Raw genomic sequence first — 18,394 nt, 5'->3', positions numbered from 1 at the left:
CGTCGCGCCGGGACGCCCACCCCCGGCGGGTGGGATCCGGCGCGACGGCGGCGTCGGTCAGACGGCGGCCTTGGCGACGGCCTCGGCGCGCAGGTCCTCCTCGGAGGCGCCCCGGCGCCAGTAGCCGGAGAAGGTGACGTGGCGGCGGTCCAGGCCGCGCTCGCCGACGAGGTGCCGGCGCACCGAGCGCACCATCGAGGACTCGCCGGCGATCCAGGCGTACGGGGTGCCGGCCGGCAGCCGGGCGGCGCGCACCGCGTCCGCCAGCAGGGTGCTGCCGGGGGCGGTGCCGCCGCGCACGATCCAGCGCACCTCGGCCCGCGCCTCGCTGGGCAGCTCCTGGATGTCGCCCGCGTCGGGGACCTCGATCCAGGCCCGCACCGGGGTGCCGGGCGGCAGCCAGGCCAGGATCCCGGCGGCGGCCGGCAGCCCCGTCTCGTCGGCCACCAGCAGGACGGAGTCCGTGCCGACCGGGGGGCGGAAGCAGACGCTGCGGTTGTCGTGCACGGCCGGGCCGAGCAGCACCACCCGGTCGCCCGGCAGGGCGTGCCGGGCCCAGCGGGAGGCGGGGCCGGTGTCGCCGTGGCTGACGAAGTCGATGTCGACCTCGGCCACCTCGGGCCGCTGCTCCCGGATGGTGTACGAGCGCATCACCGCGCGCACGTCGGGGTCCATGGCCCGGTAGGCGCCGAACCAGTCCTCCCCCGCCCCGACGGGGAGCACCGGCTCGGGCTGGCCGGGGTGCGGCAGGAACAGCGAGACGCTCTGGTCCCGGCCGCCACCGGCGAAGTCGGCCAGCTCCGGCCCGCCGAAGGTGACCCGGACCAGGGAGGCGCCGACGCGGCGGGCGCCGACGACCTGCGCGGCGAAGAGGCGGTACTGGACGGCGACGGCGGTGGTCACGGGGTGACCTTCTTCGCGCCCTTGATGGCGGTGGCCAGGTTCTCCAGCAGCGGCGCGGCGCCGGCGTACGAGAAGCGGGGCACCGCGTCCCACGCGGTGATCTGGTTGGCCTTGACCGCGGGGAGCTGCTGCCAGGTGGGCTTGGTGGCCATGTCCTTGGGCTGCAGGGCCGAGGCGCGGTTGTCGAGCAGCATCAGGTCCGCCGGGAACTTGCCGGCGTTCTCCCAGCTCAGCGCCTCGAAGTAGTCGCCGGCCTCGAGCTTGGTGGGCACGACGATGTCGACGCCCAGCTCGGCGAAGTACATCAGGTCGGTGCTGACCTTGGGGTTGGAGACGTAGAACAGGTCGGGGCTGCCGGAGCAGGCCATCACCTTGATCCCCGGGTTCGCCTTGACCGCCTGGCGGACCGACTCGGCGGCGGCCTCGAAGCGGGCCTTGGCGTCGGTGACCTTCTTCGCGGACAGGTCGGCGCCGAGGGACTCGGCGAGCTGCGCGTACCGCTCGATCGGCTTGGTCATCGGCACCCGGGCGGTGGTGATCGCGACGCTGGGGGCGAGCGGGAGGATCTTGCCCTTGCTCTCGTCCGGCACGTACCAGAGGGCGCCCGGGTCGTACATGTGGGTGACGAGCAGCTGGGGCTGCAGGGCGGCGTACTTCTCCAGGTTGAACTCGCCCCACACGTTGCCGAGGATCTGCACGGACTCCACGTTCAGGTCGCCGGCCTGCGGCTCGGCGGTGCCGTCGGCGCGCTTCGTCTCGCCGAACACCCCGACGATCTGCTTGTCGAGCCCGAAGTCCACCAGCGCGGCGGCGACCCCCGTGAAGGCGACCACCCGGGTCGGGCGCGCGTCGGCGCTCACCTTCTCGTTACGGTCGTCCGTGAACGACCACGGCCCACCGGAGTCCTTGGCGGCGGGGGTGGCGGAGTCCTCGTCCCCGCCGCAGCCGGCGAGCAGGGCTGCCAGGGTGGCGGCGCCACCGGCGGCGAGCAGGCCCCGGCGGGAGAGGCGGCGGGCGGACACGGGATGCGGCATGGTGGTGTCTTTCGATCAGGGTCGGGCGAATGACCATGGACAGCGGGGTTAGGTTAACCTAACCTAAACGGCTGTCAAGTCCCGTTCGGAATTCCGCACCACATCGGAGCCCACACTGTCCGCCACCCTCTCCCCCCGCGTCGGCGCGCCGCCGGCACCGCCGGCCGTACGCCGGCCCGGCCGGACCACGCTGCGGGCCGCCGGGCTCGCGGCGTCGGTGCTGCTGCTCGCGGCCGTCGCGGTGCTCAGCATCGCCGTGGGCGCCAAACAGCTCCCCCTCACCGACGTGTGGCAGGGCCTGCTGGACCGCGACGCCGCCGAGTACGCCGTCGTGCACCGCATGCGGCTGCCGCGTACGCTGCTCGGCCTGCTCGCCGGGGCGGCGCTCGGCGTCGCCGGCGCGGTGATGCAGGCGCTGACCCGCAACCCGCTCGCCGACCCCGGCCTGCTCGGCATCAACGCCGGCGCCGCGGCGGCGGTGGCCACCGGTGCGCTGCTGTTCGGCATCGGCGGCGTCGGCGGGCAGGTGTGGTTCGCGCTGCTCGGCGCGGCGGCGGTCACCGCCGCCGTGTACGCCGTCGGCGGCGGGCGCGGGGCCACCCCCGCCCGGCTGGCGCTGGCCGGCGCGGCGCTCAACGCCACCCTCTACTCGTACGTCAGCGCGGTGATGCTGGTGGACACGGCCTCGCTGGAACGGCTGCGGTTCTGGACGGTCGGGTCGCTGTCCAGCGCCGAACCGTCGACCGTCCGCACGGTCGCGCCGTTCATGGCGGCGGGCCTGCTGGTCGCCCTGGCCGTCGCCCGCCCGCTCAACGCGCTGGCGCTCGGCGACGACGCGGCGCGCGCGCTCGGCGCCCGCCCGGCCCTGATCCGGGGCGCGGTCATCCTGGCGATCACGCTGCTCTGCGGCGCCGCCACCGCCGCCTGCGGGCCGATCGTCTTCGTCGGGCTGCTGGTGCCGCACCTGGTGCGCGCGCTCACCGGGCCGGACCTGCGGTGGCTGCTGCCGTACTGCCTGGTGCTGGCGCCGGTGCTGCTGCTCGGCGCCGACGTGCTCGGGCGGGTGCTCAGCCGCCCCGGCGAGCTCCAGGTCGGGCTCGTGACCGCCGTGGCCGGCGGGCCGCTCTTCCTCTGGCTGGTGCAGCGCGGGCGGGTGGCCCACCCGTGATCACCCTCCGTACCCGCGGCCTGTCCCTGCGGCTGCGTCCCCGCGCCGTCGCCGTCGGCGTCGCCTGCGTGCTGCTGGCCCTGGCGCTGAGCGTGCTCGCGATCGGCAACGGCGACTACCCGATGAGCCCCGCCGACGTGCTGCGCGCCCTCACCGGCCGGGGCACCCCGGCCGAGGAGTTCATCGTCACCGAGCTGCGGCTGCCCCGGGTGGTCACCGCGCTCTGCGTCGGCGCCGCGCTGGCGTTGGCCGGCGCGGTCTTCCAGTCACTGGTACGCAACCCGCTGGGCAGCCCCGACATGCTCGGTTTCACCCAGGGCGCGGCCACCGGGGCGCTCGTCGTGGTGGTGCTCGGCGGCAGCAGCCTGGCGTTGGCCTCGTCGGCGGTGGTCGGCGGGCTGGTCACCGGCGCGCTCGTCTACGCGCTGTCCTGGCGGCGCGGCGTGCACGGGTACCGGCTGATCCTGGTCGGCATCGGCACCATGGCGATCCTCACCGGGGTCAACGGCTGGCTGCTCACCCGGGCGCCGCTGATGGACGCCGCCCGCGCCGTGCTCTGGCTCACCGGCAGCCTCGACGGCCGCGGCTGGTCGAACGCGCTGCCGCTGCTGATCGCGCTGGGCGTGCTGGTGCCCCTCATGCTGGCCGGCTACGGGCCGGCGATGCGGCTGGTCGAGATGGGCGACGACACCGCCGCCGCCCTCGGCGTACGCGTGGAGCGGCTGCGCCTGGTCGTGCTGGCGGCGGCGGTGCTGCTGGTCTCCCTCGCGGCGGCCGCCGCCGGGCCGGTGAACTTCGTGGCCCTCACCGCGCCACACCTCGCGCGACGGTTGACCCGCGCCCCGGGGCCGAACCTGCTGCCCTCGGCGGCCGTCGGCGCGGTTCTCCTGGTCGCCGCCGACCAGCTCGCGCTGCGGGCCTTCCCCGGGCACCAGCTGCCGGTCGGCGTGGTGACCGGCGTGCTCGGCGGCGCCTACCTGGTCTGGCTGCTGGCCACCGAGCGCCGGGCCGGCCGGCTGTGACCGGGCCCGGCCGGCGGGCCACCCACGACGAGAACGGAGCACCGAGCATGCAGTCCCGGCTGAGCGGCACCGCGATGACCCTCGCCTACGAGCGGCGGACCATCGCGCAGGACCTGAGCGTCGCCGTGCCCGACCGGTCCTTCACGGTCATCATCGGCCCCAACGCCTGCGGCAAGTCCACCCTGCTGCGGGCCCTGTCCCGGCTGCTGAAGCCGGCCGCCGGGGCGGTGCTGCTCGACGGCGAGGACATCCACCGGCAGCCCGCCCGCAGCGTGGCGCGCACCCTCGGCCTGCTGCCGCAGACGTCCGTCGCGCCGGACGGCATCGGCGTCGCCGAACTCGTCGCCCGCGGCCGGTACCCGCACCAGGGGCTGCTGCGGCAGTGGTCGCGCGAGGACGAGCGGGTGGTCACCGAGTCGATGGCCGCCACCGGGGTCGCCGACCTGGCCGACCGGGCCGTCGACGAACTCTCCGGCGGGCAGCGGCAGCGGGTGTGGATCGCGATGGCGCTCGCCCAGCAGACCCCCCTGCTGCTGCTCGACGAGCCGACCACCTACCTGGACATCGCCCACCAGATCGAGATCCTCGACCTCTGCGCCCGGCTGCACGAGGAGCAGGGCCGCACCCTGGTGGCGGTGCTGCACGACCTCAACCACGCCGCCCGCTACGCGACGCACCTGATCGCGATGCGCGAGGGGCGGGTGGTCGCCGCCGGCGCGCCCCGGGACGTGGTCACCGCCGAGCTGGTCGAGGAGGTCTTCGGCCTGCCCTGCCGCGTGATCGACGACCCGGAGAGCGGCACCCCGCTGGTGGTCCCCGCCGCCCGCCGCCGGGCCACCGCGAGCGCCCCGACGGTCGCCGCCGCCGGCGGGTGAGAGCTGTGGGCGGGGTGACGGGCGTGGGCGGGTGAGGGGCGTTCGCGCCGCCGGCCGGGGCCGGCGGGCCGCCCGCGCCGCGCCGGGGGACGGCCTACTCGCGCATCGACCGGAATCATCGTACGGTGGCACACGATGCGTGATCTCGCCAGCACCTACCGCCAGGACGTCGACGGCTTCGGCCGGGTGACCATCCGCCCCGTCGACCCCGACACCGACATCGACCTGATCCACGCCTGGGTCAGCCAGGAACGCGCCCGCTTCTGGGGCATGCGCGAGGCCGGCCGGGACCGGGTCGGGGAGATCTACCGCTACCTGGACTCGCTGCCCACCCACCACGCCTGGCTGACACACCGCGACGGCACGCCGGTGGCGCTGTTCCAGACCTACGAGCCGGCCGCCGACCCGGTCGGCGAGTGCTACCCGGTCCAGCCCGGCGACCACGGGGCCCACCTGCTGATCGGCCCGCCCGACACGGTCGAGCGGGGCTTCACCGGCACCCTGTTGCGCGTGTTCCTCGACTTCGTCTTCGCCGACCCGCGACACCGGCGCGTCGTGATGGAGCCGGACGCGCGCAACGACAAGGCGGTGGAGCGGCTCCTGCGCACCGGCTTCGTCGCCGGTCCGCTGGTCGACGTGAACGGCAAGCGGGCCCGGCTGCTCTTCCTCGACCGCGAGACGTTCGAGGCCGGCCGCCCCTGAGCGTACGCCGACCGGTACTCCCCGGGCGGTCGCCCGCCCGGGGAACACCGGGGACCGCCCGCCCGGGCATGCCTCAGCCGTGCAGCCAGCGGTGGATGCACTGCAACAGGTCGGCGGCGTCGACCGGCTTCGTGACGTAGTCGCTGGCGCCGGAGGAGATGCTCTTCTCCCGGTCGCCGTGCATCGCCTTCGCGGTCACCGCGATGATCGGCAGGTCGGCGTAGCGGGGCATGGCGCGGATCGCCGCCGTCGCGGCGTAGCCGTCCATCTCCGGCATCATGACGTCCATCAGCACGAGGTCGATGTCGTCGTGGCGCATCAGCGTCTCGACGCCCTGCCGGCCGTTCTCCGCGTAGACCACGTCGAGCCCGTGCAGCTCCAGGATGTTGGTCAGCGCGAAGACGTTGCGCGCGTCGTCGTCCACCACCAGCACCTTGCGGCCGGCCAGGTCGGCGGGCAGGGCGTCGACGGCGGGGCGGACGTCGGGCACCACCGGGGCGAACGGCAGCACCCGCTCCGGGGTCACCGCCGTGAGGTGCAGGGCGATCCGCTCGCGCAGGTCGTCCAGGCTGCGCAGGACCTCCAGCGGCCGCTCGTGGGCCAGCGCCTGCAACAGGGCCTGCGAGCCGGACGGCAGCGGGTGGCCGTGGTACGCCAGCACGGGCACCCCGCGCAGCGCCGGATCGTCGTGCAGCGCCTTCAGCAGGTTCGTACCGCCGTCGCCGGGCAGGTCGAGCTGGAGCACCAGGACGTGGTGCCGCCCGCCGGCGAGCGCCTCGAGCGCCGAGGCGACGTCCACCGCGGTGGAGATCTCCACCGGCGGGTGCGCGCCGCCAAGGTCCGCCGCGACGCCCTGGGCGAGCAGCGTCAGCAGCCCCTTGTCGTGGCGCTCCAGCACGAGCATCCGGCGGACCTCGCCGGGCTGCAGCGTCACGGCCGACGGCAGGGTGGCCGGGGCCGCCCAGGGCAGCGTGGCCGGCGGCGTCCAGGGCAGCGCGCCGGCACGGCCCGTTGCCGGCGGGCCGGTCGGGCGGTCGTCCGCAGCCGCGTCGCCGGTCCCGGCGGGCACCGGCCCGACGGGCAGGTAGAGGGTGAACGTGCTGCCCCGGCCGAGCACGCTGTGCGCCTGGATCCGGCCGCCGAGCAGGTGGGCGATCTCCCGGCTGATGGACAGCCCGAGGCCCGTGCCCCCGTACCGGCGGCTGGTCGTGCCGTCGGCCTGCTGGAAGGCGTCGAAGATGGCGGTCAGGTGCTGTTCGGCGATGCCGATGCCGGTGTCGATCACCCGGAACGCGATGACGGTGTCCGTCGGGGCGAGCCCCTCGGGCAACTCGCCCGGCGCGGCCCGCTCGATGCGCAGCCGCACCTGCCCCTTCTCGGTGAACTTGACCGCGTTGGAGACCAGGTTGCGCAGCACCTGCCGCAGCCGCTGCTCGTCGGTGTGCAGCTCGGTCGGCACGCCCGGCCCGGTGCTGATCTCCAGCTCCAGGCCCCGGGGGGTGGTCAGCGGCCGGAAGGTGGCGTCGACGTAGTCGCGCAGCGCGGCCAGCTCGAAGGTCTCCGGGTTGATGTCCATCTTGCCCGCCTCCACCTTGGACAGGTCGAGGATGTCGTTGATGAGCTGGAGCAGGTCGGTGCCGGCCGAGTGGATGACCGTGGCGTACTCGACCTGCTTGGCGGTCAGGTTGCGGTTCGGGTTCTGCGCGAGCAGCTGGGCGAGGATGAGCAGCGAGTTCAGCGGCGTACGCAGCTCGTGGCTCATGTTGGCGAGGAACTCCGACTTGTACTTGGAGGCGAGGGCGAGCTGCTGGGCTCGGGCCTCCAGCTCCTGCCGGGCCTGCTCGATCTCGGAGTTCTTCGTCTCGATGTCGTGGTTCTGCCGGGCCAGCAGGGCCGCCTTGTCCTCCAGCTCGGCGTTGGAGCGCTGGAGTTCCTCGGAGCGGGCCTGCAGCTCCTCCGAGCGGGCCTGCAACTCCGCGGCGAGGCGCTGCGACTCGGTGAGCAGCACGTCGGTGCGGGCGTTGGCGACGATGGTGTTGACGTTGACGCCGATGGTCTCGGTCAGCTGGTCGAGGAAGTCGCGTTGCACCTCGGTGAAGCGGCTCATGCTGGCCAGCTCGATGACGCCGAGCACCTGGTCCTCGAAGAGGATCGGCAGCACCACCAGGTGCAGCGGGGCGGCGGCGCCGAGGCTGGAGGAGACGGTGACGTAGTCGGCCGGCACGGTGTCCACCACGATGGCCCGCTTGCTCACCGCGGCCTGCCCGACGAGCGAGTCGCCGAGGGCGTACCGGCGGCCGGAGGTGTCGTGCCCGTACCCGCCGACCACCCGCAGGCCCGTCCCGCCAGGGCCGTCGTCCACCAGCAGGAACGTGCCGAGTTGCGCGGAGACCAGCGGGGCCAGCTCGTTCATCACCAGACCGGCGACCACGTCCAGGTCGCGGTGGCCCTGCATCAGGCCGGCGATGCGGGCCAGATTGGTCTTGAGCCAGTCCTGTTCCTGGTTGGTGCGGGTGGTCTCGCGTAGCGACTCCACCATCGAGTTGATGTTGTCCTTCAGCTCGCCGACCTCGCCGGGGGCGTCCACGGTGATGGAGCGGGTCAGGTCGCCGGTGGCGACGGCGCTGGTCACCTCGGCGATGGCGCGCACCTGGCGGGTGAGGTTCCCGGCCAGCTCGTTGACGTTCTCGGTGAGCCGCTTCCAGGTGCCGGAGACGCCCTCGACCTCGGCCTGGCCGCCGAGGCGGCCCTCGCTGCCGACCTCCCGGGCCACCCGGGTCACCTCGGCCGCGAACGACGACAGCTGGTCCACCATCGTGTTGATGGTGGTCTTCAGCTCCAGGATCTCGCCGCGCGCGTCGACGTCGATCTTCTTGGTCAGGTCGCCCTGGGCCACCGCGGTGGTGACCTGGGCGATGTTGCGGACCTGACCGGTGAGGTTGTTCGCCATCGAGTTGACGTTGTCGGTGAGGTCCTTCCAGGTGCCGGCCACGTTCGGCACCCGCGCCTGCCCGCCGAGGCGGCCCTCGGTGCCCACCTCGCGGGCCACTCGCGTCACCTCGTCGGCGAACGCGCCGAGCGTGCCGACCATCGTGTTGATGGTCTGGGCGAGCACGGCCACCTCGCCCTTGGCCTCCACGGTGATCTGCCGGCTCAGGTCGCCCTGGGCGACGGCGGTGGCGACCAGCGCGATCGAGCGCACCTGGTTGGTGAGGTTGTTGGCCATCTCGTTGACGTTGTCGGTGAGGTCCTTCCAGGTCCCGCCGACGTTGGAGACCCGGGCCTGGCCGCCGAGGCGGCCCTCGGTGCCCACCTCCCGGGCCACCCGCGTCACCTCGTCGGCGAACGCGGAGAGCTGGTCGACCATCGTGTTGATGGTCTCCTTCAGCGCCAGGATCTCGCCGCGCGCGTCGACCCGGATCTTCTGGGTCAGGTCGCCCTTCGCCACGGCGGTGGTCACCTCGGCGATGCTGCGCACCTGGGCGGTGAGGTTGTCCGCCATGACGTTGACCGACTCGGTGAGGTCCTTCCAGGTGCCGGAGACGCCCTTGACGTCCGCCTGGCCGCCGAGGCGACCCTCGGTGCCGACCTCGCGGGCCACCCGGGTCACCTCGTCGGCGAACGACGACAACTGGTCCACCATCGTGTTGATGGTGTTCTTCAGCTCCAGGATCTCGCCGTGCGCGGTGACGGTGATCTTCTGCGACAGGTCGCCCCGGGCCACCGCCGTGGCCACCTGCGCGATGCTGCGCACCTGGTCGGTGAGGTTGACCGCCATGGAGTTCACCGAGTCGGTGAGGTCGCGCCAGGTGCCCGCGACGCCGCTGACCTGGGCCTGACCGCCGAGCCGCCCGTCGGTGCCGACCTCGCGGGCCACCCGGGTCACCTCGTCGGCGAACGACGACAGCTGGTCCACCATCGTGTTGATGGTGCTCTTGAGCTCCAGGATCTCGCCCCGGGCGTCGACGGTGATCTTCTGCGACAGGTCGCCCCGGGCCACGGCGGTGGTGACCTGGGCGATGTTGCGGACCTGGCTGGTCAGGTTGCCGGCCATGAAGTTCACCGAGTCGGTGAGGTCGCGCCAGGTGCCGGCCACGCCGGGCACCTCGGCCTGTCCGCCGAGGCGGCCCTCGCTGCCGACCTCCCGGGCCACCCGCGTCACCTCGTCGGCGAACGACGACAACTGGTCCACCATCGTGTTGATGGTGATCTTCAACTCCAGGATCTCGCCGCGCACGTCCACGGTGATCTTCTGCGACAGGTCGCCCCGGGCCACCGCCGTGGCGACCTCGGCGATGTCGCGGACCTGGTCGGTCAGGTTGCCCGCCATGGCGTTGACCGAGTCGGTGAGGTCCTTCCAGGTGCCCGACACCCCGGGCACCTCGGCCTGGCCGCCCAGCTGCCCCTCCGTGCCCACCTCCCGGGCCACCCGGGTCACCTCGGAGGTGAACAGCGACAACTGGTCGACCATGCCGTTGAACACGGTGGCGATCTCCCCGAGCAGGCCGTCGGCGTCCTCGGGCAGCCGGGTGCCGAAGTCGCCGTCCCGCACCGCCGTCAGGCCGGCCAGCAGCTGCCGGAGCCCCGGGTCGGCCATCGCCGCAGCCCCACCGGTCGCCGGGTTGCGCCGCGACGCCGTCTTCTCGACCACCACAACCACCTCGCGGAACGGCCGGGGGGCCCGCCCGCCGGCACAACATCGACCGCGCAAGTATGCACAGCCCGCTCGTCGCACGCGCGCCGGCCGGCGCTCCGCGACGCCCGCCGGCCGGCGGCCGCGCCGCGGCACGGTGACCAGCACGGTTACCGAGGGCACGGCGCGGGTAGAGGCGACGCGCGAACCGGTCCGACCGGAACGGGGGACTCGCCGGGGCGGTCCTCGACGCCGGCCCGGCCAACGGGTCCGGTGTGGACCGCGCCCCACCGGAAAGGGGTACGGACGGTGCGACAGTGGTGGCGGGGCGTGGGCGGGCGGCTCCGGCGCGACGGCACGACGGTGGTCGAGTTGGCCCTCGCCGCGACGGTGGCCTGGATCCTCGCCGCCCGGGTGATCGGTCACCCGGACCCGTTCTTCGCCCCCACGGCGGCGCTGGTCGTCCTGGGCGAGGCGCGGGGGCGGCGGGTCCGGCAGACGGTGGAGATCCTGCTCGGGGTCGCGGCCGGCGTGCTCGTCGCCGAACTGCTGGTCTACGCGCTCGGCCCCGGCACCGGCACCGTCCTGCTGGTGCTGACGCTGACCACCGGCCTGATGGTGGCGATCGGGGCACGCACCACCCTCGTGGTGCAGGCGGCGGTCTCCGCGATGTACCTGGTGGCGGTGGCCGCGCCCAGCGGCACCCTGATGCCCTTCCGGTTCGTCGACGCGCTGATCGGCGGCGCGGTCGCGCTGGCCGCGAGCCAGCTCCTGGCGTCCCGCGACCCGCTCGCCCCGTTGATCAGCCAGGCCCGGCAGAGCTTCGCCGACCTGGCCGGGGTGCTCGACGCGCTCGACGACGCGCTCGCCCGCTGCGACGAGACCGCCGCCCGGGCGGCGCTGGACCGGGCCCGGGAGCTGGACGACTGCGTGGACCGGCTGCGCACGGCGGTCCGGGCCACCGGGGAGACGCTGCGGTTCCACGTCCGCCGGCGGCGGCACGCCGGGCAGGTGCGGGACGTGGAGGCGACCACCCGGCAGCTGGACTACGCCGTGCGCAACGTCCGGGTGCTGGCCCGCGCCGGGGTGACGCTGACCCGGCTGCACACCGGGACGCCGCCGGAGCTGGGCGACGCGCTGCCCGCCCTGGCCGCCGCCGTACGCGCCGCGGGCGAGGCGGTGGCGACCGACCTCACCGGCGAGGACGCCGACCGCCACGCGGCGCGGGCCGACGAGGCGGCCATGACGGCGGTACGCGTCGCCGGCCGGCTGCTCGCGTCCGACCCGGCGCTGCCCGCCACGATGATCGTCGGCCAGATCCGGGCGACCGCCATTGACCTGCTGCGCGGCGTCGGCCACGACGACGCGGCCGTGTTGGAGCGGGTGGACGAGGCGCTCGGGGTGGTGCCCGCTCAGCCCGCGTCGCAGCGCTCCGACAGCGCGTAGCGGACCAGCACGACGTCGCCGATCTGGCGGGTCTCCGCCACCCGCGCCCGGTGGCCGGGATGCGGGTGGACGACGACCAGCGGCACCGCAGCCTGCTGGCCAGCGACCGGCTGACGCTGGGCGGCGCCTTCCGGCGGGCCGACTGGCGCACGGTGGGCGTGATGCCGGCCGTCACCCGGCCCTGGCCGGAGGGGGGTGGCGGCGGCACGGGCCGGTCCCGTCAGCGGGGGGCCACGAGGCCGGCGTAGTCGTCGGCGGCCAGGGGCCGCCGGGACAGCGACCCGTCGGCACGCGGGACCCCCAGCGGGGCCCCGCCCCGGAAGAAGGCCACGGTGTCGACGTCGGAGCGGGCGGTCAGGGTGCAGACGATCTGCCCGAAGGCGAGGACCTCGTCGCTGCGGCCCGTCTCGTCGCCGGCCCCGCCGAGCTCCACGTCGACCTCGTTGCCCCGGGGCCGGGCGGCGGCGACCGGCACGGCCCCGGGCAGCGCCGTGGTGAGGCCGTCGTCGCGCTCGGCGGTGCTCGGGCCGGCCAGCAGGTGCTGGAGCTGGGCGTCGACGGTGGGCGTGCCGTCGACCCGCCGCTCGACACGGACCAGCCGGTCGTCGCGTACGAAGCAGAGGACCTCCGTCGTCCGCCCGGCCGTCAGGGTGGGGGTCGGCGTCGCCACGACCGCCCCCGGCGAGGGGAACGGCCCGGGCGGAGGTGCCACGGCGCGCGGGGCGCCCTCGGTCGGCACGCCGCAGCCGCCCAGCAGCCCGAGGACGACGAGCGCGCCGCCGACGCCGGGCCACCGGCCCCGCCGGCGGGACGCGGGCACAGGGCTCGCGGGGTCGCGGCCGGTCCCGGCGGGCGGCGGACGCCCGGGCGCGCGGCGGATCACGGCAGCACCCCGGGCAGCTCGACCCGGAAGCGGGCTCCCCCGCCGGGGCGGTCGCCCGCGCCGGCCCGCCCCCGGTGCGCGGCGGCGTGCTGCGCGACGATGGCCAGCCCGAGCCCGGTGCCGTCGCCGTAGCCACGCGAGTGCGCGGCCCGGCCACGGACGAAGCGGTCGAAGATGGGGTCGCGGTCCTCCGGCGGCACGCCCGGCCCCTCGTCGTCGACCTCGACGATCCCCGTCCCGTCCCGCTGCGACAGCCGCACGGCCACCGGGCCGCCACCGTGGCGCAGCGCGTTGTCGACCAGGTTGGCCAGGATCTGCTCGATCCGACGCTCGTCGACCAGCCAGGTGGGGGCGACACCCGCGTCGACCCGGACGAGCGTGTCCGGCAGCCCGCGGACCTGACAGGCGCGGCGGGCCAGCGCCGCCACGTCGACCGGCGCCCGGTCGACCGGCTGGTCACTGCGGGCGAGCTGGATGAGGTCGTTGACGAGCTGCTGGAACCGGGTGATCTCGTCGGCCACCAGGCCCGCGGCGGTGGCCGTGCGCTCGTCGAGGTGGGCCCGGCGACGGGCCAGGACGCTGGCCGCGGCCGAGAGGGTCTGCAACGGCGAGCGCAGCTCGTGGCTGACGTCGGCGGCGAAGCGGCGGTCCCGCTCGATGCGCCGGGAGAGCTGGTCGACCATGTGGTTGAAGGACGTGGAGAGCCGGGTCAGGTCGGGGTCGGTGGTCGCGGCGAGCCGGGCGGAGAAGTTGCCCGCGGCGATCTCCTGCGCGGCGTCTGCCACCGCCGTCAGCGGCCGCAGGCTGTGCCGGGTGGCGTACCAGCCAAGGGCGGCGCCGGACCCGGCGACCACGATGGCCACAGCGGTCAGCGCCAGCGCCAGGACCCGCAGGGTCTGGTCCAGCTCCCGCAGCGACGTCAGCTCGTAGTAGCTGGTGGACGGGGCCAACGGCAGGCCGACGAGCAGGGTGGGCTGGCCGTTGACCCGGACCCGCTGCACGGCCGGTTCCCCGGCGTGGACGAGCTGTTGCAGGTCGACCGGGATGGCGGCGGTCAGGCCGGCGTCGGCCGTGCGGGCGTACCAGTCGTTGCCACGGTGCAGCAGCGGCCGGCGGATGCCGCCGGTGTCGAGCGACCGCAGCACCTCCACCACGTCGGGCGCGTCCGTGTCCAGGCCGGCACGCACCACCGCCGCGTCGAAGTACGCCGCCCGCACGGCGGTGCGCTCCCGCTCGTCCAGCAGGGATCGCCTGGTCAGTTCGTACGAGACCAGCGCCATCGAGGCGGACAGCAGCAACGCGCCGACCGCGAACCCGGCGGACACCCGGGCCCGCAGTCCGAGGCGCCTCACCGGGTCAGCTTGTAGCCGAGGCCGCGCAGGGTCACCAGGTGCCGGGGGTTGCCCGGATCGTCCTCGATCTTCTGCCGCAGCCGACCCACGTGCACGTCGACGAGCCGCTCGTCACCGGTGTCGTAGCCCCAGACCCGTTGCAGCAGCTGGTGGCGCGACAGCACCCGGCCGGCGTGCTCGGCCAGCTCGCACAGCAGCCGGAACTCGGTGCGGGTGACCGGCACCGGCCGCCCGCCCAGGCGTACCTCCCCGGCGTCCGGGCTGATCTCCAGCTGCCCGAAGGTGAGCACCGGTACGGGGTCGGGCGCCGCCCGGGCCCGGCGCCGCAGGGCGCGCAGCCGCGCCGACAGTTCCTTGACCGCCACCGGCTTGACCACGTAGTCGTCGGCCCCGGCCTCCAGTGCCGCGACGATGTCGTGGGTGTCGTCGCGGGCGCTGACCACCACGATCGGCACGTCGTCGTCGCGGCGCAGCCGCCGGATGCACTCGAAGCCGTCGACGCCCGGCAGCATCAGGTCGACCAGTACGGTGTCGGCCGGCTCCCGGCGCTGCCGCAGCAGGCCCTCCTCGGCGGTGGCCACGCCCCGGACGCGGTAGCCCTCGTCCTCGAGCGCGAGCAGCAACGCCAGACGGATCCGGTCGTCGTCCTCGATCACCAGCACGTCCGTCATACCGGCATCATCCCCAAGGCGGCGGCGGGTGCCCAACCGTGTCCGGCGTCCGGCGGTTTTGTCACGCAACTGTCATACAACCGCGTGACCGGCGCCACGGGCGACGCCGAGGGTGGTGGGGAACAACCGTGGGCCGGCTGCCGTCGGCCGGCCGGCCCGCAGGAGGGATCAGATGACCGTCGCCGGTCTCCTCACCGCGCTCGCCGTCGGCCTCCTCGTCGCCGGGGCGGGCTGGCGGGTGAACCCGCGCCGGCGGGGGGTGCCGGTCTGGCTGGCCCTCGTGGCGGGGATCGTCACCGCGCTGTCCGGCGTCATCCTGGCCCGCATCGTCGGCCTCGACACCGACGGGTCGGCCGCGTGGCGCGTCGGCGTGCCGGCCGGCTCGGCCGTCGTCGGCGTCGCCCTGGTGACGGCCACGGCCGGTCCCCGGCGCGCCGACGCCCCGCCGGGCGGGACGGGGCCGGACCTCGACACCGCCCAGACGCCGCCGGTCGCGGGCCGGCGCGTGGCACGGCCCGACCTCCCGTGGAGGAAGACACGATGACCGTCGTACCGGACGAGCACCTGATGACGTTGATCTGCGACAGCTGCGGGGACACGACCACGGGCACCGCCTGCGTCCTGCCCGACGCCGAGGTCGTCTGGACCCTGGTGGCCGAACACGGCTGGAGCGGCTCGCCGTTCGCCACGGGCCCGCACCGCTGTCCCCGGTGCAGCCTGCCGGGTCTCGGGATCGGCGGCGACGCCGCCGCCCAGGGCGGTCAGTCGGGGGGCGGGGTGCTGGGCGTCGACCACCTCGACGACGTCGCGGTGAATACGACCACCGGGAACATCGACGTCGACACCGCCGACGAGTTGCGGGCCGCCCTGCGGCAGGCGGTGGACGTCCACGGGCACGTGGTGGTCGACCTGACCCGGGTGCACCTCATCGACGCCGGCGGGCTCGGGCTGCTCGTCCGGGCCCACCGCGACGCCCGGGAGCGGGGCGCCGTGCTCTGCCTGGCCGCTCCGTCCCGCTTCATCCGCACCGTGCTGCACACCATGCGGCTCGACGGGCTGTTCCCGGTCTTCGCGAGCCCGCAGGAGGCGGTCCGCCGGCTGTCCCCGGGCGGTGCCGGTGACACGCCCGGGCCGGATCCGCGCCGCCTCTCCCCGGCGGCGGTGTCCGAGGCGTCGTCCCGCTGACCCGACCGCCGGGCCCGGACGGCCCCCGGTCGGCAGAACCATCGAGAGGAAGCGCGCCATGCTCATCCCCTGGCCGTACCCGGACGAGGGCGGGTTGCCTGCCGGGCCGCCGGACCCCCCGCCGGACGACGGGGACGGCCGGCTGGCGGCGCTGGTCGCCCAGCGGTTGAGCAGCGACTGGACCACCCGTCGCCAGCAGATCGTGGTGACCGTGCAGAACCGCGTCGTCATCCTCGCGGGCATCGTGGCCGGCCCGGACACCCGGCGGGTGGCCGGCGAGATCGCCTGGGACGTTCAGGGCGTGGTCGACGTCTGCAACGCCCTGCGGCTCGCCGGCCCCCGCCGGCCCCGCCGCTGAGCGCCGGCCCCGACGAACGGCGACGGCGTCCGGGCCAGGTGGGTCTCTCCCGGTCGAAGGAGAGCCCGGCGGACCGGCGTCCGCGGGTCGGGTCAGGCCGCGGGCTGGTCGACCGGGCAGGCGTACGCCGTGCGACCGCCCAGCTGCCACGTGCGCACCCGGGCGCCGCAGCGCCGGCAGGTCGGCCGCTTGTAGACCCACCGCTCGTCGGGTGCCGCCGGGTCGCTGACCACCTGGCCGGCGTCGCGGCCCAGCGCCAGGTACCCGACGGCCAGCTCCCACAGCCGGCGGGCCGGCGCCGGCCCGACCGCCCGGGCGTCCGGGTCGAGGCCGGCGAGGAAGAGCAGCTCCGCCCGCCAGGCGTTGCCGAGGCCCGCCCACACCGCCTGGTCCAGCAGCGCCGCGCCGACCGCGCCCCTGGCGGCGCCGAGCCGTCGTACGGCCTCCTCAGCGTCGGCGTCGGCGCGCAGCGGGTCCGGGCCCAGCGAGGCCCGCAGCGCGCGCTCGCCGTCGCCCGGGAGCGGTTCGCAGCGGATGGGCGCGATCAGGTCGTACGCGACGCCGGCACCGGCCAGGCGCAGCCGGACGCCCCCACGGGGCGGGACGGCCGGGTCGTCGTGGCGCAGGAACAGCCCACGCATGCCGAGATGCACGTGCAGGGCCGGCGCGTCGTCGACGTGGTAGAGCAGGTGCTTGCCGTACGCCTCCACCGCGCGCAACCGCCGCCCGTCGTACGGGCCGGTGTCCAGGCGACCCTGCGGGCTGGAGGCGGCGAGGACCTGCCCCGCGAGCGCGGCGTGCTGCTCGCGCGCGTACCGGTGGACGAGGTGGCCCTCGGGCATGCGTCCGGGTACCCGCGGCCCGGGCGCGGAAACGGCGCGCCCCGGGCGCGGGAACAACGCCGATCGGTCCGCAGTTGTCCCCTTTCATGACCGACGCTGTCCCGCACTCCCGGCTGTTCGACATCCGGCGGATCTACGTGGAGCCGGAGGCCGCCGCGCTGCCCCGTGGGCGGGCGGTGCTGGAGCGCTTTCCCGCCGCGGAGCGCGTCGAGGTCGAGAGCCACTCCCGCATCCCGGAGCTGTACGGGGACGAGACCAACGTGGCCCGGTGGGTGCGGATCAAGACGGAGGCCCTGGTGCTGGGGGTCAAGAAGTCCCTCACCGCCCGCCCGAACGGCCGCTCGGCCGACTTCATCGCCCCGTCCACGGCGAACGGCTGCGCGATGGCGTGCGCCTACTGCTACGTGCCGCGCCGCAAGGGCTACAGCAACCCGGTGACGGTCTTCGCCAACATCGACCGGATCACCGGCTACCTGGGCCGGCACGTGGGTCGCCAGGGCGTCAAGGGAGAGCCGAACCAGTGCGACCCCGCCGCCTGGGTGTACGACATCGGCGAGAACTCCGACTGCTCGCTGGACGCCCGCGTCTCCGACAACGTCCGGGACCTGGTGACGCTGTTCCGGGACCTACCGACGGCGAAGGCCACGTTCGCCACGAAGCACGTCAACCGCGACCTGCTCGACTGGGATCCCCGGGGCCGGACCCGCGTCCGGTTCTCGCTGATGCCGGCCCGGGACGCGAAGCTGCTCGACATCCGGACCTCTCCGGTCGCGGAGCGGCTGGCCGCCGTTGACGACTTCGTCGCGGCCGGCTACGAGGTGCACGTCAACCTCAGCCCGGTGGTGGTCCGCGACGGGTGGCTGGACGACTGGGCGGAGCTGCTCGACCAGCTCGACGACGCGCTCGGGCCCCGCGCGAAGGCGCAGCTCGCCGCCGAGGTCATCTTCCTTACCCACAACGACCGGCTGCACGAGGTGAACCTCGGGTGGCATCCGAAGGCCGAGGAGATCCTCTGGCGGCCGGATCTCCAGCAGCCGAAGCGGTCGCAGACCGGCGGTTGGAACGTGCGGTACCGCACCGGCAGCAAGGGCGCCTACGTGGCGGCGTTGACGGACCTGATCGCCGCGAAGGCGCCGTACTGCCGCGTCCGCTACGCGTTCTGACCGGCGCTCTTCCACAGAATGCAGTTCAGGGCCACCCCGAAGGGTGGCCCTGAACTGAAAGATTGTCCGGCGGTGTCCTACTCTCCCACACCCTCCCGAGTGCAGTACCATCGGCGCTGGAGGGCTTAGCTTCCGGGTTCGGAATGTAACCGGGCGT

Annotated in this window: 16 protein-coding genes, 1 rRNA gene and 1 pseudogene; 9 read left to right on the top strand and 9 right to left on the bottom strand. The window is 74.7% G+C overall.

The window, feature by feature from the left end; all coding sequences use genetic code 11:
* Positions 1-57: 57 nt before the first annotated feature.
* Together AB0883_RS22025 and AB0883_RS22020 are read right to left on the bottom strand one after the other, a co-directional pair.
* A complete protein-coding gene (locus AB0883_RS22025) occupies positions 58-903 on the bottom strand; it encodes a siderophore-interacting protein (protein WP_366643046.1) in 846 nt (281 codons plus the stop codon).
* A complete protein-coding gene (locus tag AB0883_RS22020; RefSeq protein WP_366643045.1) occupies positions 900-1,937 on the bottom strand; it encodes an ABC transporter substrate-binding protein in 1,038 nt (345 codons plus the stop codon). The genes AB0883_RS22025 and AB0883_RS22020 overlap by 4 nt, the downstream gene beginning before the upstream one ends.
* 217 nt (positions 1,938-2,154) lie before the next feature.
* Here AB0883_RS22020 and AB0883_RS22015 point away from each other — a divergent pair, with 217 nt between their 5' ends.
* From AB0883_RS22015 to AB0883_RS22000, 4 genes are all read left to right on the top strand, one after another.
* Positions 2,155-3,105: an iron chelate uptake ABC transporter family permease subunit gene (locus AB0883_RS22015; RefSeq protein WP_366643044.1), complete on the top strand. Its 951-nt coding sequence runs from the start codon at positions 2,155-2,157 to the stop codon at positions 3,103-3,105.
* Positions 3,102-4,127 carry an iron chelate uptake ABC transporter family permease subunit gene (locus AB0883_RS22010; RefSeq protein WP_366643042.1) on the top strand — a complete coding sequence of 342 codons (1,026 nt, stop codon included), beginning with the start codon at positions 3,102-3,104 and terminating at the stop codon, positions 4,125-4,127. The genes AB0883_RS22015 and AB0883_RS22010 overlap by 4 nt, the downstream gene beginning before the upstream one ends.
* Before the next feature lie 47 nt (positions 4,128-4,174).
* Entirely contained in the window at positions 4,175-5,002 is an 828-nt protein-coding gene (locus tag AB0883_RS22005; RefSeq protein WP_366643041.1) for an ABC transporter ATP-binding protein, read from the top strand.
* 135 nt (positions 5,003-5,137) lie between these two features.
* A complete protein-coding gene (locus tag AB0883_RS22000; RefSeq protein WP_366643040.1) occupies positions 5,138-5,704 on the top strand; it encodes a GNAT family N-acetyltransferase in 567 nt (188 codons plus the stop codon).
* A gap of 73 nt (positions 5,705-5,777) precedes the next feature.
* Here AB0883_RS22000 and AB0883_RS21995 read toward each other — a convergent pair whose 3' ends face one another.
* Positions 5,778-10,301, bottom strand: coding sequence for a HAMP domain-containing protein (locus AB0883_RS21995; protein ID WP_366643355.1), 4,524 nt, complete (start codon positions 10,299-10,301; stop codon positions 5,778-5,780).
* Between the two features lie 345 nt (positions 10,302-10,646).
* Between AB0883_RS21995 and AB0883_RS21990 the strand changes: the two genes are divergently transcribed.
* Positions 10,647-11,783, top strand: a complete 1,137-nt coding sequence (locus tag AB0883_RS21990; protein WP_366643039.1) for an FUSC family protein — start codon at positions 10,647-10,649, stop codon at positions 11,781-11,783.
* Here the strand turns inward: AB0883_RS21990 and AB0883_RS21985 are convergent.
* The 4 genes and pseudogenes from AB0883_RS21985 to AB0883_RS21970 all read right to left on the bottom strand — a co-directional run.
* A pseudogene (locus AB0883_RS21985) lies at positions 11,750-11,845 on the bottom strand (deaminase); the annotation flags it as partial. The gene AB0883_RS21990 and the pseudogene AB0883_RS21985 overlap by 34 nt on opposite strands.
* A 158-nt stretch (positions 11,846-12,003) precedes the next feature.
* Positions 12,004-12,540 carry a GerMN domain-containing protein gene (locus AB0883_RS21980; protein ID WP_366643354.1) on the bottom strand — a complete coding sequence of 179 codons (537 nt, stop codon included), beginning with the start codon at positions 12,538-12,540 and terminating at the stop codon, positions 12,004-12,006.
* A 122-nt stretch (positions 12,541-12,662) separates the two neighbouring features.
* Positions 12,663-14,018: a HAMP domain-containing sensor histidine kinase gene (locus AB0883_RS21975; RefSeq protein ID WP_366643038.1), complete on the bottom strand. Its 1,356-nt coding sequence runs from the start codon at positions 14,016-14,018 to the stop codon at positions 12,663-12,665.
* Positions 14,015-14,689, bottom strand: coding sequence for a response regulator transcription factor (locus AB0883_RS21970; RefSeq protein WP_366643037.1), 675 nt, complete (start codon positions 14,687-14,689; stop codon positions 14,015-14,017). Before AB0883_RS21970 ends, AB0883_RS21975 begins: the two co-directional genes overlap by 4 nt.
* A 172-nt stretch (positions 14,690-14,861) precedes the next feature.
* Between AB0883_RS21970 and AB0883_RS21965 the strand changes: the two genes are divergently transcribed.
* From AB0883_RS21965 to AB0883_RS21955, 3 genes are read left to right on the top strand one after another with little or no spacing between them, the layout of a single operon-like run.
* Positions 14,862-15,233 (top strand): hypothetical protein, encoded by a 372-nt coding sequence (locus AB0883_RS21965; protein ID WP_366643036.1) that lies wholly within the window; start codon positions 14,862-14,864, stop codon positions 15,231-15,233.
* Complete coding sequence (locus AB0883_RS21960) at positions 15,230-15,874, top strand: STAS domain-containing protein (protein ID WP_366643035.1); 645 nt, start codon at positions 15,230-15,232, stop codon at positions 15,872-15,874. The genes AB0883_RS21965 and AB0883_RS21960 overlap by 4 nt, the downstream gene beginning before the upstream one ends.
* Positions 15,875-15,932: 58 nt before the next feature.
* Positions 15,933-16,232, top strand: a complete 300-nt coding sequence (locus AB0883_RS21955; protein WP_366643034.1) for a BON domain-containing protein — start codon at positions 15,933-15,935, stop codon at positions 16,230-16,232.
* A 92-nt stretch (positions 16,233-16,324) separates the two neighbouring features.
* Here the strand turns inward: AB0883_RS21955 and AB0883_RS21950 are convergent, their stop codons facing one another.
* On the bottom strand, positions 16,325-17,074 hold the full coding sequence (locus AB0883_RS21950; RefSeq protein ID WP_366643033.1) for a DNA-formamidopyrimidine glycosylase family protein: 750 nt from the start codon (positions 17,072-17,074) through the stop codon (positions 16,325-16,327).
* An 86-nt stretch (positions 17,075-17,160) separates the two neighbouring features.
* Here AB0883_RS21950 and AB0883_RS21945 point away from each other — a divergent pair, with 86 nt between their 5' ends.
* Positions 17,161-18,237 carry a spore photoproduct lyase family protein gene (locus AB0883_RS21945; protein WP_366643032.1) on the top strand — a complete coding sequence of 359 codons (1,077 nt, stop codon included), beginning with the start codon at positions 17,161-17,163 and terminating at the stop codon, positions 18,235-18,237.
* Between the two features lie 64 nt (positions 18,238-18,301).
* On the opposite strand, the gene rrf is transcribed toward AB0883_RS21945, so the two are convergent.
* Positions 18,302-18,394 (bottom strand): 5S ribosomal RNA (gene rrf / locus AB0883_RS21940); the annotation flags it as partial.

Origin of the sequence: Micromonospora sp. NPDC047812 (genome assembly GCF_040704175.1) — a bacterium.
Taxonomy (GTDB): Bacteria; Actinomycetota; Actinomycetes; order Mycobacteriales; family Micromonosporaceae; genus Micromonospora.
Note: the sequence above shows the minus strand (reverse complement) of the source record. Positions and strands in the feature narration are given on the sequence as shown.